Raw genomic sequence first — 24387 nt, 5'->3', positions numbered from 1 at the left:
CCTCCCCTCGGGATCCAATGAGTTCTGGGCTGTGCGCGCTCATACTCGGATCCTGGGGTCAACAAGGGCGTAGATAACGTCCGCGAGAAGGTTGAAGAGCACCGCGATACCGCCTGTCACCAGCACAAACGCCATGATGGGGTTGGGGTCCACGTTCTTCAGCCCAGTCTGGAAGAGGGCGCCCATGCCCTTCCAACCAAAGACCTGCTCGGTGATCACGGCGCCGCCAATAAGGGCGGCAAAGTCCATGGCCACGATCGTGACGATCGGGATCATCGCATTGCGGAAGGCGTGACGCAGCACCACAGTGCGCTCCGGGAGTCCCTTGGACCTGGCGGTACGGATGTAGTCCTGTGACTGCACATCGATCATGGCGGCTCGGGTGTAGCGCGAGTAGGAGGCCACCGAGATGACGGTCAGGAGCACTGTCGGCAACAAGAGCTGCGTTCCGTTGTCAAGGAAGGTCTGCCAGAACGTGCCGTTGAAGTTAGGCGTGTTGGAGCCGATGGTGGAGATGGGGCGCGGCTTCATGGCCACGAAGCTTGGCCACGTCACAAAGAGGTGGTCCACGATAGTGAGGAACCCGCCAACCACGGTGACCGCGATACCTGCTCCGATGGCCTGGGTCTTGTACCGCCCGCCAACAAAGTGTCCAACAATCCACGGGACGGCAAAGGCAAGCACCAGGCCCGCGGCAAGAATCCACCAGTTGGGCTCGCTGAGCATGCCCCAACCCGCGTAATACACCACGAGCACCAGTGCGGCCATGGCCAAAGACGGGTACAACACTTGCTTGGTCTTGATGCCTACGGTGACGTGCGTGGCGAATACCGCAACGGCAAGGCAGACAATCGCGACGACGGCGGGGCCCATCTGCGGGAACTGCCAGAAGCGCAACCAGGTGAAGTACGGCAGGGCGATTCCGACGGCAGCGGCAGCAATGACGAAGGTCAGCAGGCGACGCTTGAGGCCTCCGCCCATGCACAGCTGGGCCAACACTCCAATGACCAGAGCCGAGACGACAATTTGCGGCACCGTGAATTGCGGGTTGGCTATCCAGTTGTTGTAGTTGATTCCCGCGTACTCCTTGAGCAGCACAGCGGCCCAGAAGGAGGGCAAGGAGAACAGCACAAAGGCCACGAAGGTGACCAGGTAGTCCATATCCGAGTACTGGCGGATCGCGGTGACCACACCAACGAAGATGCCGATGATGGCGGCGGCGATGACCGAGATGAGGACCAACCGCAGCGTGGACGATGCCGCCGCTCCGAGCGAATCCAACACCTGGTTGCCGGTGATGTCTACGCCCAAGTTGCACTGGCCGTACACGCAGGCTGCCGCGCCTCCCAGCCACTTCAGGTATCGGATGAACCACGGTGTGTTCAGATCCAGGTTCTGGATCCTGGCGTTCATCTGCGTGGCGATCTTAGGATCATTGGCCTGCTCACGAAGGCCCGCCAGGGGGTCTCCAGAGATGGTGGTCAGGAAGTAAACCATGACCGAGGCCAACAGTAGGACCAGGACGGAGACGCCAAGGCGTCGCAAGATAAATTGCAGCACGGGGAATCAAACCTTCTAACGCGCGCGAGTGATGAGAAGAAAGGGGGCCCGGGATCCGGAGAGGATCGCGGGCCCCCGTCAGTGGTGACGAATCACCGTTGGAGCCTTACTTGGCGGTGGCCCACTGCTCCGCATTCCAGCTGATGCCGTCCTGCGATGCGTTGAACTTCACGTTCTTGATGTCAGAACTCGAGGCATCCAGGCCCGGGTGCTGGAAGATCGGAATGCCGAACATGTCATCCCAGAGCTGCTTCTCGACAACCTTGAGGGACTCCACACGGGCGTTCAGATCCATGGTCTGCGAGATCTTGGTGAGTTCCTCATCAACAGTCTTGTTGGAGTACTTACCGAAGTTCTGGGCAGAACCGGTGGTGTAGATGTTGCGATCCGAGGTCAGCTGACCCGAGCTGGCCCAGGCGAACAGGAACGCGTCGTAATCGCCCTTGGTCTGGGGGCCGCCCTCGGCGCTGAAGTCCGCTGAGGAGATGTCCTGTACGTCAAAGCCGGCCTGGTCACAGGAGGCCTTGATGAGCTGCACCTCGTTGGCGCGGCGGGGGTTCGGCGAGTTGTAGCCGATGCGAACCTTGAGCTTGTCCTTGCCCTTGTCCGCCAGGATCTTCTTGGCGCCCTCAAGATCAACGCTGTCGTACTTCTTGTCATACGCAGCGCCGGTGATGGCGTCGTAGTCCTCGTCACCGGGGAAGGAGACGCGGGAGTTCAGGACCTTAGCCTGGGGGTTCAGCGGCTGGATGAGCTGCTTCACGATCTGCTCGCGCGGGATGCACATGGCGAAGGCCTTGCGCAGGTCCGCATCGTCCTTAAACACCGAGGTGCCGCGGAAGTTGAAGTCCACGTGTTCCCAAGTCATGGTGTTTCCGCGGTGAATGTTCACGGCGGTGCCCAAGTTCTCCAGCTGCTTGAGCGTGTCAAGAGTCGGCTGCGGGGACATGACGTCCAGGTCGCCGTTCTGCAGCGCCTGCACCATGGCTCCCGGATCCACGAAGCGGAAGGTGAGCTTGTTGACGCCCGGCTTGGTGCCCCACCACTTGTCATTGGCCTTGACCGTGACGGACTGGCCCTTCTCCCACGAGTCCAGGATGAAGGGGCCGCTGGAGACGTTCAGCTCCTTGGAAGGCAGCTTACCGGGGCCCTTGTTCCAGCCCTTGTTCCAGAACGTGCCGGCCTTGGCCAGCTTGCCCTTGTCCTGGGCGCGCAGCGCTGCTGCGAGGTCTTCAACGGACATGTCCGCCTGCTTCGCGACCACGTGGGCCGGGAAGTCAAGGAAGGTCTGCAGCTTCCAGTCCAGGTTGGGGTCCTTGTAGGTGACCTCAAAGGTCTTGCCCTTCAGGTCACCCTCGGGGCCCTTAGGCGCCAGCTCCACCAGATCACTGGAGACGTTGTTGAAGACCGGGGTCTTCCCGTCCGAGCCCATCAACTTGGCGTTCTGGGTGCCCCACGCCATCACGGCGTCCGCCACGGTGATGGGCGTGCCATCAGACCACACAGCCTTCTCGTTGATGGTGTACTTCACCTTCATGGGCGACTCACTGACCAATTCGGCGGTACCCAGCTGAGTATTCGGAATCACCTTGCCGTCGGTGCCGTAGTAGAAGAAGCCGGACATGTACATGCCCCTCACAGCGCTGGTGTACGTGTCATACGTCTCCGGCGTCATGCCGTTGTAGCCGCCAAACTCGGTGCTACCCACGGAGAGCTTGATCTCCTTGTCCTGAGACTTGACATCACCCAGCTCAAACTTGCCGGTGCCATCAACCTGCGCGGCGGCAGGCGCGCCGGAGCCGCCGGCAGAACCGCTTCCGGATGAGGACGACGTGGCAGGGCCACCGGGGGCGCAAGCGGCCAGGGCAAGTGCAGCGGCGGCGCCCATGGCGACGGCTGCGGAAACACGCTTGAGTCGCATGTCCCCTCCTAAGGGTTCGAAGGTGCGGTACACGACGTCAGCCGTGCCGTTCGATGAGTAGTGCGACCCGAAAGTGGGCCACATCACAACACTGCGAGCCTAGGGCTAGAACCCACCCTGCGGAATATCAAACAGTCGCTTCAAACCGGTTGTTATCAAACAGTGACCTCCTGTCATGACTCAATACCAATCGGTGTACCCGCGGGGTTTCAGGGATATTTCACGCCGTGGCAAACTTAAACCAATCGACATTTCCCGTAAACACACACGGGCTTCCCGCGTGATCTGGCGCATAGTTCTTGATAGGCTCCCTTGGGCAGCCCCCGCTGCCACCCCGCACAGCCAGCGGGGCCCGCATCGCCAATTGAGGTCTCTCAGCATGAGCCAACCCACACAACCCAAGAACTCCTCCGGAGCGGCCCCGGCCACCGGTGGGCGCGGTTTCTTTGGCCACCCCATGGGGTTGGCCAACCTTGCTGGCGTAGAGATGTGGGAGCGCTTCAGCTTCTACGGCATGCAGTCCTTGCTGATTGCCTACATCATCCTTGCCACAGGCGAGGGCGGCCTCGGGATGACCAAGGGCGAAGCCAGCTCCATCGTTGGCGCCTACGGAGGCTGGGTCTACCTGGCCGCTGTGCTTGGTTCGTGGGGAGCAGACCGCCTCTTTGGCCCCGAACGCACCCTGGTGGTTGGCGCTTCCATCATCATGGCCGGCCATATCTGGCTCACCTTCATGCCCGGTCTCACCGGGCTGATCGGCGGCCTGGTGCTGGTTGGCCTTGGCTCCGGCACGCTGAAGGCCACCACCTCCACGGTGCTGGGCAGCATGTACGCGCTGGAGGACCGTCGCCGTGATGCTGGCTTCTCCATTTACTACATGGGCGTGAACATCGGCGCCTTCCTTGGCCAGACGGTCACCGTCCTGCTGTCTCAGTCTGCCGGCATCCATTGGGGCTTTGCCCTGGCAGCCATCGGCATGGCCATTGGCCTGGCCCAGTACTTGAGCCTGCGCAAGCACACTCGCAACGAGGTCACTTCCCGCGTGCCCAACCCCCTCAAGCGCGGCCAGGCCGTCAAGTACTTTGGCGGCGCCGCCATCGCCGTGGCCATCATTGTGGTGCTGTTTGCCACCAAGATCCTCACAGCGGCCAACCTCTCCGGCTGGATGACCATTTCTGTTGTTGCGGCCACACTGCTCCTCTTCACGATCATGATGACCTCGCGTGAGATCACCACGGAAGAGCGCCGTCACGTCAAGGCCTTTGTCCCCCTCTTTATTGCCGGCGCCGTGTTCTGGAGCCTGTTCCAGCAGCAATTCACGGTGGTGCCCCTCTACGCGGAGAACCGCCTGGACTTGAACATCTTCGGTTGGGACATGCCGTTCAACCTGGTGAACAACTTCCAGCCGCTCTTCGTGATCATCCTGGCCGGCGTGTTCGCCGCCATGTGGTCCAAGCTCGGCGACCGCCAGCCCTCCACGCCCGTGAAGTACGCCATCGGTACCGTCCTGATGGGCGCAGCCTTCCTCGCTTTCCTCCCGTTCACCGGCATGGCCAACGGCACGGTGCCGCTGATCATGATGATTGTGGTCCTGCTGATCTTCACGCTGGCAGAGCTCTCCATCTCCCCCATCGGCCAGTCGCTGGCCACCAAGCTGGCCCCTGGCAAGTTCCAGTCGCAGATGGTGGCGCTGTACTTCCTGACCATCTCGCTTGGCTCTGCGGCCGCCGGTTACCTTGGCCAGCTCTACCCCAGCGCGGATTCCGCCGGCCCCACGCTCACGGAAAACACCTTCTTCCTGCTGATCGGCGGCTCCGCTGTCGCAGTCGGCCTGGTGCTCTTCCTGGTGCGCAAGCCCATCCTGAAGCTCATGGATCCGGTGCTCTGACCGGCGCCCTCTGGGGCTCAGAACTGAACAACCGCAATGCCCGACGCCGCCCGCTCACCTGAGCTGGCGGCGTCGGGCATTGCGGTTCTTTGCCGCGCGCAGCCGTTGCGCCGCCGTTGCACCGCCGCTGGGGCGTCGATCCGAGCGCGTCAGGGAGACACTGCCCCGAAGATGGCCCGGGCCGCCCAGGCGGTGCACGCGCCAAGCACCAGAACGAAGCTGGCGATCCACAGGCCAGCCGGGACGCGCGTGGCGGTCGCCAGGGCGCCGGGGTCATCCCCGCGTCCGCCGCCGCGGATGACAGCGCCCAGGTGGCGCCAGGCCCCGATCAACAGCACCAGGCCTAGCCCCAGCACCAAGCCCTGTTGCAGTTCAGCCGGAGCCCACCACCAGGCAGAGGCGCTGATGGCGGCGGCGACCAGCACCACCCAGACCGTGTGCCAGCTGCGGCAGAAGAGCAGAGAAACGGTGAGGAGGCCCGCGCCGATCCCCAGCACCACCGGGGACCAGCCGGAGAGCGACGCCTGGATCAAGACGGCGCCCACCACAGCAGGTGCGGGGTAGCCCGCCCAGGTGCTCAGCACCAGACCCGCTCCACGCGACTTGCCCCGCGTCACGGCGTGTCCAGACATGTTGGAGTTGACCACAAAGCCGCTGAAGCGCCGACCCAGAAGGATGCCGATGATGGCATGTCCCAGCTCGTGGACAATCGTCACGACCGGCCGGGTCATGAGCCACAGCAACGGGACCGCGATCAGGACCGCGGCGATTCCCGCGGCAATCCAGGCCCAGCTACCCCACTCCGGGGCAGCATCGGGGCGGGTCCTCGCGAGGGCATCAGAGAACCAGGCAGAAAAATTCATGCCTCCATGGTGTCAGGCACCGCTGTGGCCGGGCTGAACCCCGGATTCCTCGCCGTCGCTGCTGACCTCCAGCCCGGAGACGTCCACCTGCTCCAGCGGCACCAGGCCCTCCGCGCGGCCCTTCACCAGACGCCGGATCAGCCACACCAGCAGGAAGATCGGCAGGCCGATGTAGGAGGAGACCATCTCAAGGACCTTGCCATCCAGGACCGCCTGGTAGTTCTGGCCCGCGATGACCACCAACATGACGACCAAGGCGAGGATGGGGCCCACCGGGAAGAACGGCGCCACGTAGGGCAGATCCTTGAGGCTGTTGCCTTGGCGGACGTACGCGCGCCGGAATCTGAAGTGGCTCCAGGAGATGCCGACCCAAACGATAAAGCCCGAGAGGCCGGAGACATTGATAAGCCAGAAGTAGGCGGCGCTCTCCCCAAAGATGGAGCTGATGAACGCGAAAAGCCCAATGGCGGCCGTGGCCAGCAGGGACATCACGGGCACGCCGCGCGCGTTGAGGCGGGCGAAGAGCTTGGGGGCCAGCCCCACCTTGGCCATGGAATACAACATGCGCGTTGAGGCATAGAGGCCGGAGTTGCCGGCGGAGAGCACGGCCGTGAGGATGACCGCGTTCATCACGCCGGCCGCGAGCAGGATCCCGGCGCGGTCAAAGACCAGGGTGAAGGGTGAGGCGGCGACGTTCTTCACGTCGGAGGCCAGCAGGCTGGGATCCGTATATGGGAGCAGGAAGCCGATAATGGCGATCGCCAGGATGTAGAAGAGCATGATGCGCCAGAAGATGCTGCGGATGGCCCGGGGCATGTCCTTCTTGGGGTTGCTGGACTCCCCCGCGGCCACGCCGACCAGCTCGGTGCCCTGAAAAGAGAAGCCGGCGATCATGAAGACGGCCACCACGGAGAGCCAGCCGCCCACAAAAGGAGCCTCTCCCGTGGTCCAGTTGCTGAAGCCTGGGCTGCTGTCCCCCAGGATGCCCACGATCATGAGGACACCCAGGATGAGGAACACCACCACTGCGGCCACCTTGATGAGCGCGAACCAGAACTCGCCCTCACCAAAGGCGCGCGCGGAAAGCCAGTTCAGGCCGGTGAGGACCGCCAGGAAGATGGCCGCCCACACCCAGCCGGGTACATCCGGGAACCAATAGGACATGATGACGCCGCCGGCGACCAGCTCCGTGGCCAGGGTGATGGCCCAGTTGAACCAGTAGTTCCAGCCCGTGGCGAAGCCAAAGGACGGGCTGACGTAGCGGGAGGCGTAGGTCTGGAAGGAGCCCGCCACCGGTAGGTGCGTGGACATCTCTCCCAGCGACTGCATCACGAAGAGCACCATGATGCCGATGATTGCGTAGGCCAGCAGTGCGCCGCCCGGTCCGGCCGTGGCGATGGTGCCGCCGGATCCCAGGAACAACCCCGTACCGATGGCGCCGCCAATGGCGATCATCTGCAGGTGGCGGGAGTGCAAACCACGCTTGAGTTGAGGTGCCCCTTCACTTCCGCCGTTGGGCGGCTGCGAGCCGCTGGCGGGGTGCTGGGGCGAGTGTGCCGAATCCGGCGAGGACATGCTGTCCCTTTCTCAGGCGGTGGTGACCCTCCAGATTAGGTCTTTGGGCCCTCGGCTGCCCAAGAAATTTGCTCTGTGACTGGAATGGTCATGTTGCCGATCCGTTCGTTCACCTGCTGGACCCGCTGGGTTCACCCGCGTCAAAGCGCCAGCAGCTCCTGCACTACCTTCGCGAGCCGGCGTTCACGGGTGGCTTCCTGCTTGGCCTCGGATACGGACCGCGCCATCTCCTTGCGCCGACTCAGGGAAAGGGACTCGAAGGCACGCCGGGCCACGCCGTCCGCTGCCAGCGCGGCCACGAGCTCCGCGGGAAGCTCCGCGGTGCGCTCGGCAAGGTCGGGGGTGATCACCACGTCCACGGTATCGCCGGTCTCCACGCCCAACAGCGAGCGGTTGGCCTTGCTCAGGCCAATCATGTTCTCCCCACCCATGCGCGCCAACCGCAGCCGCGCGGTGGCATCGCCAATGCTCACGATGACGGGAAACGCCTTGGCCGTACTCAGCTCCGCGACCTGCTCGTCGCCGAGCAAAATGGCGGTGGCGGGGCCACGGGTCTCAAGGGTGATGTTCAGTCGGAGTTCGCTCATGGGGTCAGCCTAGAGGGCGATGATTTAGCACACGTTGTGGGAACGTGTTCCGTTGCACACGAAACCACTACGACCATGCCCTGGCCATGACCCAGGCTCCGAACGCTTTTTTCAGGCCGCACCGTCGGCGCCGACCAAGAGATTAATCGCCCAGAAATGGGTCCGAGCAAGCAGGCGATAGTATTCATGCACCTGCCAACTCACTCAGAAGAGAAATACAAATTATTCTCCGTAAAGTTCCACCACGAGGAACGCTGGTGCGTCTTCCTACTCTTGGTCAGCCCGGCCGCAGATTCGGAGGCAGAATCGTTGCATACTACACAACATGGCCGAAACGCACCCATTCGATGGTCCCTTACCTATTTCTCCGGGAATAAACCCAGTCCAGATGTCTCACGTGGATCGCGGCCACTCTACAGCGGCTTAGAAGCACAATTTGTAGTCGTAGATTGAATGGCGCGCTCGGACGAAGCGGACCAAACACTGTGAGTCGCCATGGAGTTGGAATGGTTCGGCCCGAGGCAGCTATGCCGAGAATTAGTCGTACTGGTTCCAATCCGGCGCGTGTGCCTTCTAGCAAAATCACCGACTCCAGAACTGCTGAGCATAGCAGTCAGCGTCGCGTTATATGCTGCAGCGCAAGTACGTTTTCCAGACTTGGTGTCAACTTGGGCAACAAGTGCCCCAGAAGCTACCAGGCCAGGCACCAATGCTGCCGCAGCGGCCGCGCGGATGAATTTTTCGTTGCTGCTCCGTTGATGAATCAACGGAAAACAGCTAATCAATCACTCAGCACTGACCACCTATAGCCCAGCAGCGAGGTTTCACCGATACTAGTCGCACCGAACCCTCATAGCCGGACCCCGAGAGAAAGTTTGGAGAAAGTTCCGAGTCGCGGCAGGAAGCGAGGAAGCCGCAATCGCGAAGATCAACCAAACACTCAGAGTGGACAAGTAGAAGTCGCCAATTTGCAATACTGTCAACATCCTGTAACTTATTCACCCCCGTATATTCTCGGGAAGTGGGGTGAGACCCCTTCAAGTTTAGGGTCCGGCTATCGCTCAGAGATGTCGTCATCACCCGCAGGCGGAGCGTGCCGGAGGCACCACTCATTAAGGCGTCCTCAGGACCTTCACCGGGTCCGTGAAGGCCGCAAAACTCGCCGGCACTAGCGTGCTGAGGCCCGCGGAAATGAGGGAGAGGACCAAGACCCCAAGGCAGAAGGTGAGCGGTGGGAGCGAGCCAGCTTGCTGTGCAGCAACTATTCCGCCGACTACCCCCAAGATTCCTCCAGTGACGGCCGGGAAGAGAGAGCGCAGCAGCATAAGCCACACGATGTTGCCACGCGTGGCACCCAGCGCACGGCGACGGCCCAAGTCTTTGCGCCGCACCAGAATGTCAGCGAAGACAACGATGCTCACAAGGAGCGCACCGATGCCGAGCGCGCTGTAAAGAAGGGAACGACCAAATCCGCCAAGGTCCCCGACCACTTCCGAGTGAAGCTGCGCCAGTTCAACCGGCGAACTCACGCCGAGAGCCTGCGGATCTTGCACATCATTGAAAAAGCTGAGGATGGCCGCCTGCGCTACCTCGGCTTGCCCGGCCTGCTTCAGCACGATGCGAAGATTGGTGGACGCTGCACCTTCAGGGGCCGTCACGATCAGGCCCTGACCGAGCTCTGAGAAGGGTTCTACAGGCGTGAAGGATCCCACGACAGCGTAGCCATGCGGTAGCCGAGGATCCGACGAGGTCATGGACCCGACGGGGTATTCCAGACCAGCCTTCTTCAGTGCTGTGGTGGAGATCAGGGCCTCACCGGGGCCAGGCATTCTGCCTGACACCAGGTGCGCCACCGCCTCCAGATCCCCTACGACGGCCCAGGCCGGCACGGGAGTTGCGCCCGGTCCAATTCCCGCGTTCTTCACGTCCTGCGGCGACCCGATGCCAACCGCTCGATCCGTCACCGAGAGCCTGGACGCCATGTCCACCAAAGTAGGCGTGATGAGTTGGGCACCGCGCTTATCGGTCACCACCAGCTCCCGGGCACCGGCCGAGTTGATGCGCTCCGCCACCTGCGCTTCTGCGGCGGCCGTGCGACCGACCGTCGAAATGGTCATGACGCACATGGCCGCCACGATCAAGGCGATGATGGCGGAGGGAACCTTGCTCGACCAGGCATCGCTGAGCGATTCTCGCACCAGGGCGGCGCGCCTCATAGCGACAACACCTCGTCTGAGCGCCTAATGACGTAGGGATCGTGGGTGGCGATGACTACGGTTCTTTGCTGCGAACCTGCCGCTTTGGACAGGATGTCAATGACACCCTCCGCGTTGCTTGGGTCCAGATTTCCAGTGGGTTCATCCGCCAGGATGACGGCAGGATTGTTCATCAGCGCCCTCGCCACGGCGACACGTTGGGCCTGCCCACCAGAAATCTGTCCAGGGCGGTGATCAGCGCGGGCCCCGACCCCCAGTTCGTCCAATAGCTGACGCGCACGTTCCAATGAGTCGCGCCGTGTCCGCCCTGCGTACAGCGAAGGCTCCATCACCGAATCGAGCACCGACCGGGACGGGTCAAGGGCCGCGTCTTGAAAGACAAAACCGAGCATGGCCGCCCGGATTCCGGACCTGGCTGCATCCGGCGCCGATGAAACGGCCTCTCCCTGAATGCGCACCTCTCCCCGAGACGGCGTCAGCATGAGCCCCAAGACGTAGAGCAACGTGGATTTCCCCCGACCGGAGGGCCCGGTCACGGCCGTGATCTTTCCGGGCGCAAACTCGTGGCTGAGTCCGTCGAAGAGCTCATCGCCACCGCTTGTGTATGTGAAGGCAAGTCCTTGCACGCTCAGGGCACTCATGAAGGCTCAGTCGCCGACTCAAGAACCTTGACCCTGTCTCCGGCTTTCAGGCCCTCCACGATGACCATTCCCTGCCCGCTCGCCTTCACTTTGACGTCCACCTGGCCCGCCTCGGTTTGAACCTGTGCCGTTCCTGACGGGCCAGTTCTGACGGCTGAAGCGGGAATGCCTACACCAGTCGTGGCTGGAACCACCACAACCTGAGAACGCAGCGTGATGCTGGTCCCAGCAGGAAGCTTGTCGCAGTCCCGTTCACAGACGGCTCCACCATTCTTCCCAACCAGCGTGAGGATCACGCCACCGGACTCGTCCGAGGAACTGCTCTTGATCAGCGCCGGCCAAGTCAGCTTGTCCGCCTGCACATTGACCGTGGAGTCCTGCGGAATCATGGCGGCTTGTTCGGCCGTGAGGGACAGCGTGAAATTGCGGCTCCCGCTGGCGACGAGGACCGCGTCCTCGCCCCCGGCCAGCTGCTTCCCGGGGCTAATCCCTTCAGCCAATTGGACCTGTGCAGGGAGTTTTGCGATGGCGACAAGTCGGCCCAATGGAATGATTCCATCCGCCTTTTGGCCCGACGCTGCCTGCCAGGCTTTAATACCGCGCGTGGTCCCTTCATCGAACGTCGTGTCGGGGTGACCCTGGAAATGACCTTGGGATTTGAGGAAGGACTCAGCCTGCTTGACATTCTCCCCGGTGGATTTGGGTTTAATGTCCTCGTAAAAAGGGGTGTCACCCTCAGCCGCATAAACGCCGACGCCCGCTACCGAGTAGATCTGATCACCCTGTTTGACTTCCCCGGATGAAACGGAGGATACGACTCCGGGGAGGTGATTGCTCGCGACCACCCTGACTTGCTGCTTCACAGTCGTCGAAAGATTCAGGGCCCTCCCAATGGACGTCTGTTTGGCCTCGGCCCACACGTCCTGGGCGGGAGCGTCACCTGCCACCGAATCGCTTCCCACCAGCGTGGCTCTCAGAGCCCAGCCACCGAGCGCCGCCACGAGCGCTATCGCCAGTCCGGCCAAAAGCAGGCTGACCAAGCGGCGAGGGCGCGGGCTTGCGTGGTGGCTAGCCACCGTAGAGCACCTCGTTAGACGGCATAGGAGGGCAGTCCTTGGTCAAAGAATCAATTTCCACCGAGTCGCTAGATGATGTGTCGACTGAGTCATAGGGACTCCAAGCTTCCGAACCCGATACTGCCGCCTCCACAAAGGTTTCTTCACTGGGTTGGCTGGCGATTTCATACCCGCGATCTTTGAGACACGGCACAAGCGAGTCCCGGTAATACGCAAATATCGACCTAAATTGCTTTCGCGTTAGCGCCTGAGCGTAGCGCAGCTCCTTGGGATACTGGATTTCACAGGTGTAATTCGCTAGGGCGAACGCTTCCTCCTGGTCTGAGCTATTGTTGGTTGTCCAGGAGCCGTCACTATTAACAGTCGTGGGAAAACCAGCATTCGTCAAGCAGTCGGAGCGTACTTTGGCCGTCTCTTCCTCTTTTATAAATCGAATTCTGTCAACCTGAGGCCAGGACTTCAATCCACTCATTTTGCGCTTTGCCTTGACATAGTCGTCCCAGGTGTATTCCGCATGCCCTCCGTTATCGAGAGGATCGCCGCTGGCCCTCGGACTCGGCACGGACGATGAGGAACCGGGGGTCGTGGTGGCCGTGGTCGCCGAGGCCGAGCTGTCCCTGGCGCCCTCTTCCGGGTTGGGCTGAGAGCAGGCTGGAAGGGTAAAACTCAGAAAAGCTGCCAGCGCCGCCCCCACCACGAGCCTAGAAATCGGCTTCTTTTTCATGCCACACCCTTCGCTGGGGCAGCCGAATGTGCACGCGTTGCGCTATTCGTCGCTGCTCGGGCTCCTATCACCCCGATGGTGATCATCTTTACACGCGCTGTAGCCCCGGGGCTATCACACCCAAGTACCGAAAAGATCACGGGCTGGTGCGGCACTGTCCCCAGCGACTTTAGAGCTGCACTACCTGCCCCGCCTCCACCTTCCAGCGGTAGTCCGTGCGCACGGTATCCAGCATGCGGCGATCGTGGGTGACCAGCAGCAGGGCGCCCTCATACGTCTCCAGAGCCTGTTCCAGTTGCTCGATGGCCTCCAGATCAAGGTGGTTGGTGGGCTCATCCAGCACCAACAGGTTCACGCCGCGCGCCTGCAGCAGCGCCATCCCGGCACGAGTGCGCTCCCCCGGTGAGAGGTCCTGCACCGGCCGGTTCACGTGATCGGCTTTGAGCTTGAACTTGGCGAGCAGGGTGCGGACTTCGCCGGAGGCCATCTCCGGGACCAGCGCCTCAAAGGCATCCGCCAGCGGCACCTCCCCGGCCAGCGCTGAGCGGGCCTGGTCAATCTCGCCGATCTCCACGCTGGTGCCAAGGCTCGCCGTGCCGGCATCCGGTGCAGTACGGCCCAGCAACCCGCGCAGCAGCGTGGACTTCCCGGCGCCGTTGGGCCCAATGATGCTGATGCGCTCCCCAGCGTTGATCTGCACGGAGACAGGCCCCAGGGTGAAGCCACCCTGGTGGAACTCGGCCTGGTTCAGCGTGGCGACCACGCTGCTTGATCGGGGCGCCGCGCCGATGCTGAACTCCAGCTTCCATTCCTTGCGCGGCTCCTCCACCTCATCCATGCGCGCAATCCGGCTCTCCATCTGCCGCACCTTCTGCGCCTGCTTCTCGCTGGACTCGCTCGCGGCCTTGCGCTGGATCTTGTCGTTATCCGGTGCCTTCTTCATGGCGTTGCGCACGCCCTGGCTGCTCCACTCACGTTGGGTCCGCGCTCGCGAGACGAGGTCCGCCTTTTTGCCCGCGAACTCGTCATACGCCTCCCGCGCGTGGCGGCGGTTGGTCTCACGCTCCTCCAGGTAGGACTCGTAGCCGCCGCCATACACTCGATTGGCGTTCTGGGCCAGGTCCAGCTCCAAGACTCGCGTGACACACCGTGCCAGGAACTCGCGGTCGTGACTCACCAGCACCACTCCCCCGCGCAGGCCCTGCACAAACGCCTCCAGGCGCTCCAACCCGTCCAGATCAAGGTCGTTGGTCGGCTCGTCCAAGAGCACAATGTCAAAGCGGGAAAGCAACAGCGCAGCCAGGCCCACGCGGGCCACCTGCCCGCCGGAGAGTGAGGTCATCATGACCTCCTCCATGGGCTCGGGGCCCAGGTCAAGATTCAGTTCCGCCAGCACGCCGGGAATGCGATCCTCAAGATCCGCCGCGCCGCTCGCCATCCAGCGATCAAAGGCCACCGCATAGGCGTCGCCCGCGGTGGCTTCTAGCGCCGGGTCGGCGAGCGCCTCTGCCGACTCCTCCATGGCTCGAGTGGCCTCGGCGCAGCCGGTGCGGCGGGCCAGGTAGTCCGGCACGCTCTCCCCCTGGACACGCTCGTGTTCCTGGGGCAACCACCCCACAAAAGCGTCCGACGGCGCCAAGGCCACAGTCCCTGCCTGGGGTGCCAGCACCCCGGCCAGGAGGCTGAGGAGGGTTGATTTGCCTGCACCGTTGGCGCCAACAACACCCACCACGTCCCCGGGCGCGACCGTCAGGTCCAGCCCTTCAAAGAGCGTGCGGTGATCGTGGCCACCGGCCACGCCGTTGGCAACCAGGGTTGCGGTCATGGAGGGGACTCCTGTTGTGATTTGCGGGGCCAGCAACTGCAAGCCGTCGGTGCGAGGGCACCGAGGATCATTTTACGGCGGCGGTGCGCCCATTGCGCCCAGCACGCCCAGGGCAGGCAGGCGCTGCATCTGCCCACCCGGCGGCCATCACAATGCGCGCCGGTGGCCCGGGGTCGGCTAACGTCTGAGCATGCTCCGACGCCAACTTGCCCGCGCCTTCTGGTCCATCAGCCGATGGAAGCTGGCCCCGCAGCCCGCGCCGCCCGTCCCGACCGTACTCATCGGCGCCCCACACACCTCCAATTGGGACTTTGTGTTCATGCTGGCCATTGCCTGGCGTCTTGGCCTGGACTCTAAATGGCTGGGCAAGGCCAGCCTGTTTGCCGGCTGGCGCGGACCCATCATGCGCAAGCTGGGCGGCATCCCGGTGGACCGGGCCAACGCCGGCCGCGTGGTGGAGGAAGTGGTGGGGCGGATGAAGAGCGGCAAGGTCTTTGCCCTGGTCGTCACCCCGGACGGCACCCGCGGCGGCAACACCTATTGGAAGTCCGGTTTCTATCGGATTGCACGTGAAACGGGCATGCCGGTCACCCTGGGCTTTGTGGACCGCACCACCATGACCACCGGACTGGGCCCCACCTTTGAACTCACCGGAGACGTCAGCGCGGACATGGACCGCATCCGTGCCTTCTACGCGGAGAAGTCCGGATACCACCCCAAGCAGCGGGTGGAGCCGCGCCTGCGGGAGGAACAGGGCGACGGCGCTTAGGCCAGCCCGCACCGCAGGAGGGTAGATGGAAGAGTTACGCGTGCCGCCAGGCCCGGGAGTGCCCCGTGGATTGGCCGTGCCCGGCCGTGAGCTCCAGGAGCAGTTCTCCCACGCCTCCGGGCCGGGAGGCCAGGGCGTGAATACCTCAGACTCCAGGGTGCAACTCAGCCTGAACATCGCCACCACCTCCGCTCTGAGCGACGAGCAACGCACCCGAGTCCTCACGCAGCTGGCGACCAGGCTCAGCGGCGGCGTCCTCACCGTCAGCGCCGAGGAGCACCGCGCTCAGCGTCGCAATCGGGTGGCCGCGCGCGAGCGCATGGCTCAGCTCCTCAGGGAATCCCTGGTCCCTCCCACGGTGCGCCGCGCCAGCAAGCCCACCCGCGGCTCCCAGCGCCGCCGGCTCGAGTCCAAGCGCCAGCGCTCAGAGACCAAGCAGGGCCGGCGCAAACCGGGCTCCGACTAAACCGCGCGCCGCTCAACCGGTCAGCGCCGGCTGTCGCCTCCGCTCAGGTCCACCGTGCCGCCGTCCGGCAAATAAGCCTCCGCGTCCCGGAACTCGTAGCCCTCTGGCAACGCATCCGTGCGGTAAAAGCTGTAGAACAACGCCGTGGCTTCCTCCACCGCGAAAATCTCCGCGGAGGCGATGCGCTCGGTGAAGCGCGGCAGCGACAGCGACACGTCCAGCGGCTCCTTGGCAGCGCCGGTGCGGCCAACGATGGAACGCACGGACATGATCCCCGCCTCTCGCTGGACCGGGCGGCAATACTCCACCATCATGGCCTCCGCGGAACCCGCGGCCTGCAGATAGCGCAACACGGTCCGCTCATTGGCCGCACCCACCGGCGGGCGGGCGTCCAACACCACTGCCCACGTCTCTTTTCCGTCCAGCGACGCCAGGTCGCGCTCAAAGTTTCCCGCGAAGTGCTCACGGGGCAGGCCGAGGGGAGGACGCTGAGCGGATTCGCTGATCACCTGCAGGTCGTGGGTGGGGATCAGGCTCTGCGTGAAGGCCGCGTAGGCCTGCGGGCCCTTGGCATACGCCGAGAGATACTTCAGCGCGTCCACGGTGAAGGACATGCTAGAACGCTCCCCGCGGGAGATGGCCTCGTCGGCCAGCCGCGCCGCCTCCTCGCTGCGACCCGCCGCCGTGAGCGACGTGATGGTCAGCGGCAACGCAGTGCTCGACGCCGTTGTGCCGGGTTCCATACGAGCCTGCGCCTCGGCCTGCGCCTGCGCAAAGGCCTCCAGCGTGGGTTGTTCCGCGATGAAAGCAGCACGCACGCGCTCAAATTCGTCCAGGAGGGGCTCCCACTCCGGGAGGTCCCCCTCTTTTGCGTCCACCGTTTCACTGGCGAGGGTCAACGGCCTGATCAGGAACCAGCCGTTCATGCGGCGGTTGAGACGCTTCCGCGCCGTCATGTCCTCATCTGGCATGAAGGCCGCCCAGAAGATCTCATCCACGGCGAGTGGCTTGATGTTCACCGTGTACCGGAAGACGGGCTGTTCCCTCCCCCGGCCCCGATATCCCACCTGAGGCTCCAGGGTGGTGAGGTAGACGTCGTCCACCACGTAGACGGTCTGGCTCACGTATTTCATCCCGCGCAACTTGGACGCTGCGCGCAGCGCCTCCGCCCACAGCTTGTCCGTCCCAGGAGAGTTCACCATGTCCATCAGACTACTCAGCCCCGGGCGGCTACTGGTGCAGCTCGCGCAGCGCTCCCACCACGGTGCGGTGCCAGGCGCGCGCCCCCTCGAGCGCCCCGACCAGCCCACCTGAGCCGTGATCCTGTCCCAGCATGATGGCCCCGGCCGCGTCCACCCCGGCCTGGCGCAACCGATTGAGGTAAGCCCGGGCGTCCCCCCGCAGCGGGTCATATTCCGCGGCCAGAATGAACGTGCGGGGCAGCCCGGTCAGGTCCTCCCGGAACAGCGGCGACACGGCGGGGTCCCTGGGATCGGTGCCCTCGGGGAGGTAGAGCCGCGCCAGCGACGCCACCTCCGCCTCAAAGAGCTCGTCGGGTAAACCCAGCTCACCCAGGACCGTGAGGTTGGTATGGCCACCACTCAGGTCCAGGACGGGGACCTCCAGCAGCTGTAGCGCCAGGGGATGCGCGGCGCCAAGGGCGTTGCGTTGCGCCACCGCGGCTGCCAGGTTGCCGCCGGAGGACTGTCCGCCCAACGCCAGGCGCGCCGGATCCACACCCAATTCCTGCGCGTGTGCCACGACCCAGTTCAGTACCGCGACGCCCTGGTGTTGTTGCGCGGGGAAGGGATGCTCCGGGGCCAGCGCGTAGTCCACCGCGATCACCACCACGTCGGCGTCCTGTGCGCGGCTGGCGTGGATCCACCGGTTGGAGTCAAAGTCATTTGACCCTTGGCGAAAGGCGCCACCAAAAAAGGTGATGATGGCCGGTAACGGGACGTGGGGCAGACGCGGATGATGCACCCGGATGTTCACATCCGGCGCACCCTCCACCTCCACCGTCACCACCGAGATGGGAACCTCAGGCGTCTGCACCCCCTGGCTGGCCCACACCGCTTGATCCGCGGCCGCCGCCGCGGCCCTGCGCTGCTTGATCTCCTCGGGCTCCGCACTCGGAGCCGAGCCGGGGGCTGCGGCGGCAGCAGCGGCCATGAATTGTTGCAGAAGCGGGTCAAGCGGCATGGTGTTCTCCTTCTGAGGGGGGTAAGGCACCGGGTGCAAAGGGGGCCAAGCCACCGGGTTCTGACGAGGGCGAAACGCCGGGCGCTGACTCAGAGGGAGCGCGGTCTGGTCCGCTCGGCTGCGCCAGCCAACCCGCCACGACCGCCTCCCATTCCCGGGCCGCCTGGCACCTTCGCGTGGCTCCGATGGAGCCGTGGATGGTGTCTGAAATGACCTGCGAGGTGACCGCCGTGCCGGCAGCGTGCAGTCTGGCCGCCAGCGCCTCGGCACCCGGACGCAGGGCGTCATGTTCTGCCATGAGGATCAGTGTGGGAGGCAAACGCAACGGGTCCGGAGAGTCGGAAGACAGGAGGCGGTCCCCCGGCCGGCCCCGGTACGCGGCCAGCGCGAGCGGATAGATCGCCCATTGCTCGCGAACGCCAGGGTGGGGGTCCGCACCCGCAAGATCCTGCTCGGCAGGCACGGGATCGGGACCGGCCGGAGGTACCTCCAGGAGGAGATAGTCAGGCAACGGGGCGCCGGACGCCGTCAGCTCCAGCACTGTGCTGATGCTGATCGCGGCACCAGCGGAGACGCCCCCAAGGCCCATCCGCACGGCAGGGTGGGCCGCTCGCAGGGCCAACCACACGCGCGTCGCCTCATCGCGAGCGGCAGGAAACGGGAACTCCGGGGCAAGGGAGTACCCCAGCGAAAGGATGCGCACGCCCGTGGACCGCGCGCGGTTACTGAGGAGAGAGTCGTTGATGAGCTCATGCGGTTCACCGAACACGAAGCCGCCGCCGTGTAAAAAAACCAGCAGCGGCCCCGTGTTGGTGTCCCATCCGCCGGGGGTATAGCTCCGGATGGGAAGGCCGGCGATCTGCTCGCCGGCGATAGTCACCGTTGGGTCGATGGGGGGTGCGACCTGCGCGGCGACGATGTCAGAGAGCTCGCGAGCAAAGCGGCGACGCTCCGCCAGGCTCTCATCAGCGAGGGGATGCACTAGGGCCGGTGATTGATCAAAGACCTGGGTGAGGTCCTCTAACTCACCTGCCCTGCTTCTCCGCCTCGCTGTTTGTGACATGAAGAGAAACTACGACTCGAAGATCTTTTATCAAAGTGCTTTGTGCGAAGTTCTTCGACGCATAGGCTCACGGCATGACCGGTCCGCACTCCACCACGATTTACGCCGTCGCCGAGCGTGCTGGCGTCAGCATCTCCACGGTGTCCCTCTCTCTGAACCATCCGCACAAGGTGGCGCAAGCAACCCGCGCCCGTGTGCTGGCGGCGGTGGACGCCCTGGGCTACCGGGCGGGGGCGCAACGCCGCAGCCGGACCATAGCCGTCGCCGCCCCGTTCTCCAGCTCCCCCAGCTATTACCGCAGGCTAGAGGGGATCCTTGCGGAGGCGGCAGAACCGCGCATCGACGTGATCATTCACGACCTCCCTGCGGCCAACACCCTTGCCTCGCCACTGCTTCAGGTGCTTCCCGTGCGTGAGGACATTGACGGCGTGATCCTCATGGGCGTGCCCCCCTCCACCGAAGTCGAGGAGCTCTCGCAACGCACGGGGCTGCCCACCGTGCTCGTGGACGTGATCGGCTCTGCCCTGACCACCATCAACGGCGACGATGAGCGCGGCGCGCGGCTGCTCGGCAGACACCTGCGCCAGTTGGGGCACACGGAGGTGGTCTTTGTGCACGAGCCATTGGTCTCCGAGGACTATGTGGCCTCCGGGTCGCTGCGCTGGGAGGGTCTGGTCGCGGAGTTGGGAGCGCCTCGCCGGCTGGTGGCTGACCAGCAGCTGGTGCAGCACTTGGGTGCCGCCACGGCAATCGTCGCCAGCAACGACGCCATTGCCGCGCAGGTGGCGGGGTTGCTCAAGGCGGCCGGCGTGCGTGTCCCCCAGGACATCTCCCTCACCGGATACGACGACGGTGACCTGGCCAAGGCGCTTGACCTCACCACGGTGCGGCAGGACTTTGCCGAATCCGGCAAGGCGGCGGCGAGGCTACTCCTGGCGCACATGGCCGGGAACGCGGGCTCCATTCGAGCCGTCACCATCGCGGTGGAGCTGATCACCCGAGGCTCCACGGCACCGCCCCGGCCGCCAAAGGCGACCGGGGCGGCGTCGAGCACTGAATAAATATCCGGGTCAGAACTGGCCCCAGAAAGCGTCCTCCGCCGAAGCGTCCTCTGAGAAGAGGTGTGCGGCGACGATCTTCCCGCCGCGGACGGTCAGCAGGTCCACTCCGGCCAGATCCAGGGCGCCGGTGGCGCGTTTGCCGGTGAAACGCACCGGAACGGCCACCAACTCGCCGTTGACCATGTACGAGCCCGTCGCGGCGAGCGCAAACGTGCCGTCACTGACCTCCATCATGCCGCTGATCAGGGCCCCAATGGCCTCCACGCCGCGGTAGTCGCCGGAGAAGCGGTTGGTGCCCGGCTGGTGCCACAGCACCTCCTGGTCAAACTGGTTCATCACGGTGGGTACGTCGCCGCGGCTCAGCGCATCAAAGTAGGTTGCGGCCACGGACGCGGGGGTCTTCTCGATCATCAGGGGTTTCCTTGGTTTCGGCTGCCTTGTCCCCCTATAGTGACAATAGGTAACCTGTTACCTCAACGTAACCGGAGGGGCTTCATGGAACGGCCGGAGTGGAATGTCATGGTGGCGACGTGTCCGTCGCGCACCTCGCTGGCGCGCATCGCCAATAAATGGACGGCCATGATCGTGATGGCGCTGGACCCGGGGCGGCTGCGCTTTGGCGAGATCCGGGAGGCGGTTGGTGGCATCAGCGGCAAGGTTCTCTCCGAGACGCTGCGCCAATTAGAGCGCGACGGCGTGGTGTCAAGGACCGCATATGACCAGATGCCACCGCGGGTTGAATACGAGCTGACCCCGCTGGGGCGTAGCCTGCACCAGCCCATGGCGGCGCTGGCCGCGTGGGCTCAGGACCACATCGAGGAGGTCCAGCTCTCTCGGAACGCCTTTGATGAGCGCGAGGACGAGCGGCTGGTGGGCTGAGCGCAGGCACCGGCGGCGTGGCCCGCTACTCTCCTGGATCAAAAAGCACACCGAGCGCGCCAGAGGTCAGGAAAAGATAGACGCCCAGTGCGGCCACAAGGATCACTGCGCACAGAACGACCATGGAGCGGCGCTCCTTCGGTCTCATGTGAGGCTCCTTTGTTGGTGCTACATGGTTGTTGGCGCTGCATGCCGCACGAACCCCGGCCAGACGGCCGGGGTCCGGGAGCGTTCTAGGGCCGTCGTGGCGCCTAGTCGGTCAGCACCTTACCCCGCGTCTCTGGCAGCTTGATCACGGTGAGCGCGCTGATCAGGAGCAGCACCATGATGTAGATGGAGAACGCATGCGGGCCACTGACCGGCCCAAACCACGCACTGAAACCGGCCTGAAGGAACGCCGCGGTGCCACCGAACGCTGCCACCGCGATGGCGTAAGGAACAGCCGAGCCGATGGTGCGGATGGAGGTGGGGAACAGCTCCGAGTAGACCGCCGGAACGATGGCGCAGGATGCCGCGATGAAGATGAGCATGACGGACATGGAGACGAACAGTTGCCAGGCCTCTCCATGCAGCAGGGCAGACATGGGGAACTGCAGGACCGCAGCACCAACGCTAGCTATGAGCAGGACCGGCCTGCGACCAATGCGGTCTGAGAGCTTGCCCCACAGCGGCAGTACCGCCATGAAGACCAGGTTCGCCGCAACGCCCGTCCACAAGGCGGTGGCTGGATCCATCTTGAGCGTTGAGATGGCGTACGCAGGAGTGGAAACCGACCAAACGTAGTAGACCACCGTCAAACCCACGGTGAGGCCAACCACCTGCAGGGCCTGGCGCCAATTGGCCAGGATCTGCGAGATTGCCGAGGGGCCCTTGATGACCGCGGTCGCTTTGGCGCTCTTCTGCTCCTGGAACTGGTCGGTCTCCTTCAGACGCGAGCGCATCACCAAGGTGTAGAGCCCCAACAGGGCACCGATCGCGAAGGGAATTCGCCATCCGAAGCTCGCCATCTGCTCCGGGGTGAGAACGACGGTAAGGACCGCGCCAAGCAGGGTGCCGAACACAATGCCGGTGGTCCCGGAGAAGTAGATCAGGGTGGAATACAGGCCGCGCTTGGGCGCGGGTGCCACCTCCGCCAGGTAGGTCTGCGCGCTGGGCAGCTCTCCGCCGTGCGCCAGCCCCTGCAGCAGCCGCGCCACCAGGAGGATCACCGAGGCGCCTGCCCCGATGCTGGCGTACGTGGGCGTGATCGCAATGATCAACGAGCCGATGGAGCCCAGGCCCACGGCCATGGTCATGGCCGCCTTGCGACCCACCTTGTCCCCGATCAGCCCAAAGACGGTCGCACCGAACGGCCGGGCAACAAAACCCACGGCGAAGATCGCGGTGGTGGCCAGGAACGCGGAGGTGGGGTCTGCCTTGGAGAAGAGCTGCGTGGAAATGAAGGAGGCGAAGGTGGCGTAGATGGCCCAGTCAAACCACTCGACGGCATTGCCCGCGCCGATGCCAAGCAGGGTCTTCAGCTGTGACGGACCTGTCCCACCCGATGCCGCCGGTCATGAGCTGGACTCCGCGTGCGGCGCTGCTCCCGTCCCTGCCGGTTGCGGCGTCTTCCCTGGAATGCTCATGGTGATATTCCTTCGATAGGCCCTCAGTTGCGAAAGGGCAAAAGGCTGACTGGCGTTGCTGACTGCACCGCGTTCACTGAACTCTGATCCCTGCCAAGGCTCATCTTGTCGCCAGCGTTGCTCGCAGGGCGCTGACGCGTGGAACATTACGCAACGCTGAGGCAAGACAGCGTTTGTCCGCGCACAGTCCGCGGACAGATTGAGCAGTGGCGCCAGAGTCAAGGCAGGTGGCCATCCTTCCTCACGTGGAGCCAGCGGCGGGCGGACCGAGCGAGCTAGGCTAAATTGACGAGCAGCAGAATCGATTTCCTCAAGCACCCCAGGAGGCTGCAGCATGGCCGGCATCCACGCTCGCCCAGTGACCCTTCGCATGATCGCCAAGGAATCTGGGGTGAACGTCTCCACCGTCTCGCGGGTACTGAACGCCAAACAAAGCGAGGTGCTCCAATGGGCCTCACAAGAGACGGTGGATCGGATCAGGGAAGTTGCACAACGCCTTCAATACAGCCGCAATATTTACGCCTCTAACCTGAGAACTGCCAGCAGCCATCTCGTGGGAGTCATTGTTCCGCGCCTCCAGGACTTTGTCTTGGCAACCATCTACGAAGGAATTGAAGAGGCGGCGATTGCCCATGGGTATTCCACCTTTGCCACCAACTCCTTGGACCAGAAGCAGCGCAGGCGGGACCGCACGGAGATGATGATTGACCGCCGTGTGGGCGGACTGATCTTCGGCGACGCGCACCTTGAGGATCCATTCCTCGATGAGCTCAAGGAAGATGAATTCCCGCTGGTGCTGGTCAGCAGGCGCAATCCAGCGCACGTCTCGGTGACGTGCGACGACTACGCGGGCGGGCGGCTCGTGGCCGCCCACCTCATCGAGACGGGTCGCTTGGACGTGGGAATCTTGGCGGGCCAACGCTATGCGTCCACCGCAGCGGATCGTGTGCGCGGAGTGGTAGACGGCTTCCGGGAAGCAGGCATTGACGTGCCCGACCATCGAATTGTTTACGGCCCCTTCGATGCGGCGGGCGGAAGAATGGCTACTGAACAGATTCTTTCCGCGGGCACCGTCCCGAATGCTATTTTTGCCACTAACGACTTTGCGGCCATCGGCGCTATTGGCGTGCTCCGTGATCACGGAATTGCGATCCCAGACGACGTGGCCCTGGTGGGGTTCAATGACACCTCCCTGGCCGTGGAGCTGCCCATACCGCTCACCACCGTGCGCTCACCCATGCATCAGATGGGCTACCGCTCCTTTGAGCTGCTGATGCAAAAAATGGCCGGGGAGGATCCGGTAAGCGAACAGCTGGAGCCGGCCCTCATCATCCGCGCCTCCAGCGGCGTACCCGTGCAGCCCTAACCCAGGGCGCACCACACCTCACCCCCCACCCGCCCACACCTGCCAGCGGGCGCCCCGCGCCCGCCCACCTCAGTGAGCTC

At 63.9% G+C, this 24387-nt stretch carries 22 protein-coding genes; 6 read left to right on the top strand and 16 right to left on the bottom strand.

Annotated elements, in window-relative coordinates:
• Positions 1-39 precede the first annotated feature (39 nt).
• Positions 40-1560 (bottom strand): ABC transporter permease, encoded by a 1521-nt coding sequence (locus DWQ67_RS01600; protein ID WP_121483830.1) that lies wholly within the window; start codon positions 1558-1560, stop codon positions 40-42.
• A gap of 106 nt (positions 1561-1666) precedes the next feature.
• On the bottom strand, positions 1667-3481 hold the full coding sequence (locus DWQ67_RS01595; protein WP_121483829.1) for an ABC transporter family substrate-binding protein: 1815 nt from the start codon (positions 3479-3481) through the stop codon (positions 1667-1669).
• Positions 3482-3860: 379 nt separating this feature from the next.
• Between DWQ67_RS01595 and DWQ67_RS01590 the strand changes: the two genes are divergently transcribed.
• Positions 3861-5369 (top strand): peptide MFS transporter, encoded by a 1509-nt coding sequence (locus DWQ67_RS01590; RefSeq protein WP_121483828.1) that lies wholly within the window; start codon positions 3861-3863, stop codon positions 5367-5369.
• A 149-nt stretch (positions 5370-5518) separates the two neighbouring features.
• On the opposite strand, the gene DWQ67_RS01585 is transcribed toward DWQ67_RS01590, so the two are convergent.
• The 8 genes from DWQ67_RS01585 to DWQ67_RS01555 all read right to left on the bottom strand — a co-directional run bounded on the left by DWQ67_RS01585 (position 5519) and on the right by DWQ67_RS01555 (position 14876).
• Positions 5519-6232 (bottom strand): M50 family metallopeptidase, encoded by a 714-nt coding sequence (locus DWQ67_RS01585; protein ID WP_121483827.1) that lies wholly within the window; start codon positions 6230-6232, stop codon positions 5519-5521.
• 12 nt (positions 6233-6244) lie between these two features.
• Positions 6245-7687 (bottom strand): amino acid permease, encoded by a 1443-nt coding sequence (locus tag DWQ67_RS01580; RefSeq protein WP_199712583.1) that lies wholly within the window; start codon positions 7685-7687, stop codon positions 6245-6247.
• 260 nt (positions 7688-7947) lie between these two features.
• On the bottom strand, positions 7948-8394 hold the full coding sequence (locus DWQ67_RS01575) for a YdeI/OmpD-associated family protein (RefSeq protein ID WP_121483825.1): 447 nt from the start codon (positions 8392-8394) through the stop codon (positions 7948-7950).
• Between the two features lie 1112 nt (positions 8395-9506).
• Positions 9507-10610 carry an ABC transporter permease gene (locus tag DWQ67_RS01570; protein ID WP_121483824.1) on the bottom strand — a complete coding sequence of 368 codons (1104 nt, stop codon included), beginning with the start codon at positions 10608-10610 and terminating at the stop codon, positions 9507-9509.
• On the bottom strand, positions 10607-11251 hold the full coding sequence (locus DWQ67_RS01565; protein WP_121483823.1) for an ABC transporter ATP-binding protein: 645 nt from the start codon (positions 11249-11251) through the stop codon (positions 10607-10609). The genes DWQ67_RS01570 and DWQ67_RS01565 overlap by 4 nt, the downstream gene beginning before the upstream one ends.
• Entirely contained in the window at positions 11248-12114 is an 867-nt protein-coding gene (locus DWQ67_RS01560) for a peptidoglycan-binding domain-containing protein (RefSeq protein WP_233555859.1), read from the bottom strand. Before DWQ67_RS01560 ends, DWQ67_RS01565 begins: the two co-directional genes overlap by 4 nt.
• A gap of 205 nt (positions 12115-12319) precedes the next feature.
• Positions 12320-13051: a hypothetical protein gene (locus DWQ67_RS13570; protein ID WP_147433579.1), complete on the bottom strand. Its 732-nt coding sequence runs from the start codon at positions 13049-13051 to the stop codon at positions 12320-12322.
• 169 nt (positions 13052-13220) lie between these two features.
• Positions 13221-14876, bottom strand: a complete 1656-nt coding sequence (locus tag DWQ67_RS01555) for an ABC-F family ATP-binding cassette domain-containing protein (RefSeq protein ID WP_121483821.1) — start codon at positions 14874-14876, stop codon at positions 13221-13223.
• Positions 14877-15066: 190 nt separating this feature from the next.
• On the opposite strand from DWQ67_RS01555, the gene DWQ67_RS01550 reads away from it, so the two are divergent.
• Together DWQ67_RS01550 and arfB are read left to right on the top strand one after the other, a co-directional pair.
• On the top strand, positions 15067-15645 hold the full coding sequence (locus DWQ67_RS01550) for a 1-acyl-sn-glycerol-3-phosphate acyltransferase (RefSeq protein ID WP_121483820.1): 579 nt from the start codon (positions 15067-15069) through the stop codon (positions 15643-15645).
• A gap of 25 nt (positions 15646-15670) precedes the next feature.
• The gene (gene arfB / locus DWQ67_RS01545; RefSeq protein WP_121483819.1) at positions 15671-16111 is read left to right on the top strand and encodes an alternative ribosome rescue aminoacyl-tRNA hydrolase ArfB; all 441 of its coding nucleotides are present in this window, start codon (positions 15671-15673) and stop codon (positions 16109-16111) included.
• 20 nt (positions 16112-16131) lie between these two features.
• On the opposite strand, the gene DWQ67_RS01540 is transcribed toward arfB, so the two are convergent.
• From DWQ67_RS01540 to DWQ67_RS01530, 3 genes are read right to left on the bottom strand one after another with little or no spacing between them, the layout of a single operon-like run.
• On the bottom strand, positions 16132-17313 hold the full coding sequence (locus tag DWQ67_RS01540; RefSeq protein ID WP_147433578.1) for a hypothetical protein: 1182 nt from the start codon (positions 17311-17313) through the stop codon (positions 16132-16134).
• A 28-nt stretch (positions 17314-17341) separates the two neighbouring features.
• Positions 17342-18313, bottom strand: coding sequence for an alpha/beta hydrolase (locus tag DWQ67_RS01535; protein ID WP_121483817.1), 972 nt, complete (start codon positions 18311-18313; stop codon positions 17342-17344).
• Positions 18303-19295, bottom strand: a complete 993-nt coding sequence (locus DWQ67_RS01530) for an alpha/beta hydrolase fold domain-containing protein (RefSeq protein ID WP_158595322.1) — start codon at positions 19293-19295, stop codon at positions 18303-18305. Before DWQ67_RS01530 ends, DWQ67_RS01535 begins: the two co-directional genes overlap by 11 nt.
• 155 nt (positions 19296-19450) lie before the next feature.
• Between DWQ67_RS01530 and DWQ67_RS01525 the strand changes: the two genes are divergently transcribed.
• Positions 19451-20437 (top strand): LacI family DNA-binding transcriptional regulator, encoded by a 987-nt coding sequence (locus DWQ67_RS01525; protein ID WP_121483815.1) that lies wholly within the window; start codon positions 19451-19453, stop codon positions 20435-20437.
• A 9-nt stretch (positions 20438-20446) separates the two neighbouring features.
• Here the strand turns inward: DWQ67_RS01525 and DWQ67_RS01520 are convergent, their stop codons facing one another.
• Positions 20447-20848, bottom strand: coding sequence for a nuclear transport factor 2 family protein (locus DWQ67_RS01520; protein WP_121483814.1), 402 nt, complete (start codon positions 20846-20848; stop codon positions 20447-20449).
• Positions 20849-20932: 84 nt separating this feature from the next.
• On the opposite strand from DWQ67_RS01520, the gene DWQ67_RS01515 reads away from it, so the two are divergent.
• Entirely contained in the window at positions 20933-21316 is a 384-nt protein-coding gene (locus DWQ67_RS01515) for a winged helix-turn-helix transcriptional regulator (protein ID WP_121483813.1), read from the top strand.
• 25 nt (positions 21317-21341) lie between these two features.
• On the opposite strand, the gene DWQ67_RS14180 is transcribed toward DWQ67_RS01515, so the two are convergent.
• Entirely contained in the window at positions 21342-21464 is a 123-nt protein-coding gene (locus DWQ67_RS14180; RefSeq protein WP_267899637.1) for a hypothetical protein, read from the bottom strand.
• Positions 21465-21567: 103 nt separating this feature from the next.
• Complete coding sequence (locus tag DWQ67_RS01510) at positions 21568-22836, bottom strand: MFS transporter (protein ID WP_121483812.1); 1269 nt, start codon at positions 22834-22836, stop codon at positions 21568-21570.
• 439 nt (positions 22837-23275) lie between these two features.
• Between DWQ67_RS01510 and DWQ67_RS01505 the strand changes: the two genes are divergently transcribed.
• Positions 23276-24307 (top strand): LacI family DNA-binding transcriptional regulator, encoded by a 1032-nt coding sequence (locus DWQ67_RS01505; protein ID WP_199712568.1) that lies wholly within the window; start codon positions 23276-23278, stop codon positions 24305-24307.
• The last annotated feature ends 80 nt before the right edge of the window (positions 24308-24387 follow it).

The organism is Galactobacter caseinivorans, from assembly GCF_003640665.1.
Classification (GTDB): Bacteria; Actinomycetota; Actinomycetes; order Actinomycetales; family Micrococcaceae; genus Galactobacter; species Galactobacter caseinivorans.
This window is presented reverse-complemented; position numbering and strand designations above follow the sequence as displayed.

Bases quoted from the DNA above. Each gene is read 5' to 3' on its own strand.
- DWQ67_RS01580 (WP_199712583.1), bottom strand. From the start codon at position 7,687: ATGATCGCCATTGGCGGCGCCATCGGTACGGGGTTGTTCCTGGGATCC.
- DWQ67_RS01525 (WP_121483815.1), top strand. From the start codon at position 19,451: ATGACCGGTCCGCACTCCACCACGATTTACGCCGTCGCCGAGCGTGCT.
- DWQ67_RS01570 (WP_121483824.1), bottom strand. From the start codon at position 10,610: ATGAGGCGCGCCGCCCTGGTGCGAGAATCGCTCAGCGATGCCTGGTCG.
- DWQ67_RS01505 (WP_199712568.1), top strand. From the start codon at position 23,276: ATGGCCGGCATCCACGCTCGCCCAGTGACCCTTCGCATGATCGCCAAG.
- DWQ67_RS14180 (WP_267899637.1), bottom strand. From the start codon at position 21,464: ATGAGACCGAAGGAGCGCCGCTCCATGGTCGTTCTGTGCGCAGTGATC.
- DWQ67_RS01515 (WP_121483813.1), top strand. From the start codon at position 20,933: ATGGAACGGCCGGAGTGGAATGTCATGGTGGCGACGTGTCCGTCGCGC.
- DWQ67_RS13570 (WP_147433579.1), bottom strand. From the start codon at position 13,051: ATGAAAAAGAAGCCGATTTCTAGGCTCGTGGTGGGGGCGGCGCTGGCA.
- DWQ67_RS01565 (WP_121483823.1), bottom strand. From the start codon at position 11,251: ATGAGTGCCCTGAGCGTGCAAGGACTTGCCTTCACATACACAAGCGGT.
- DWQ67_RS01540 (WP_147433578.1), bottom strand. From the start codon at position 17,313: ATGGTGAACTCTCCTGGGACGGACAAGCTGTGGGCGGAGGCGCTGCGC.
- DWQ67_RS01550 (WP_121483820.1), top strand. From the start codon at position 15,067: ATGCTCCGACGCCAACTTGCCCGCGCCTTCTGGTCCATCAGCCGATGG.
- DWQ67_RS01520 (WP_121483814.1), bottom strand. From the start codon at position 20,848: ATGATCGAGAAGACCCCCGCGTCCGTGGCCGCAACCTACTTTGATGCG.
- DWQ67_RS01535 (WP_121483817.1), bottom strand. From the start codon at position 18,313: ATGCCGCTTGACCCGCTTCTGCAACAATTCATGGCCGCTGCTGCCGCC.
- DWQ67_RS01585 (WP_121483827.1), bottom strand. From the start codon at position 6,232: ATGAATTTTTCTGCCTGGTTCTCTGATGCCCTCGCGAGGACCCGCCCC.
- arfB (WP_121483819.1), top strand. From the start codon at position 15,671: ATGGAAGAGTTACGCGTGCCGCCAGGCCCGGGAGTGCCCCGTGGATTG.
- DWQ67_RS01555 (WP_121483821.1), bottom strand. From the start codon at position 14,876: ATGACCGCAACCCTGGTTGCCAACGGCGTGGCCGGTGGCCACGATCAC.
- DWQ67_RS01575 (WP_121483825.1), bottom strand. From the start codon at position 8,394: ATGAGCGAACTCCGACTGAACATCACCCTTGAGACCCGTGGCCCCGCC.
- DWQ67_RS01590 (WP_121483828.1), top strand. From the start codon at position 3,861: ATGAGCCAACCCACACAACCCAAGAACTCCTCCGGAGCGGCCCCGGCC.
- DWQ67_RS01595 (WP_121483829.1), bottom strand. From the start codon at position 3,481: ATGCGACTCAAGCGTGTTTCCGCAGCCGTCGCCATGGGCGCCGCCGCT.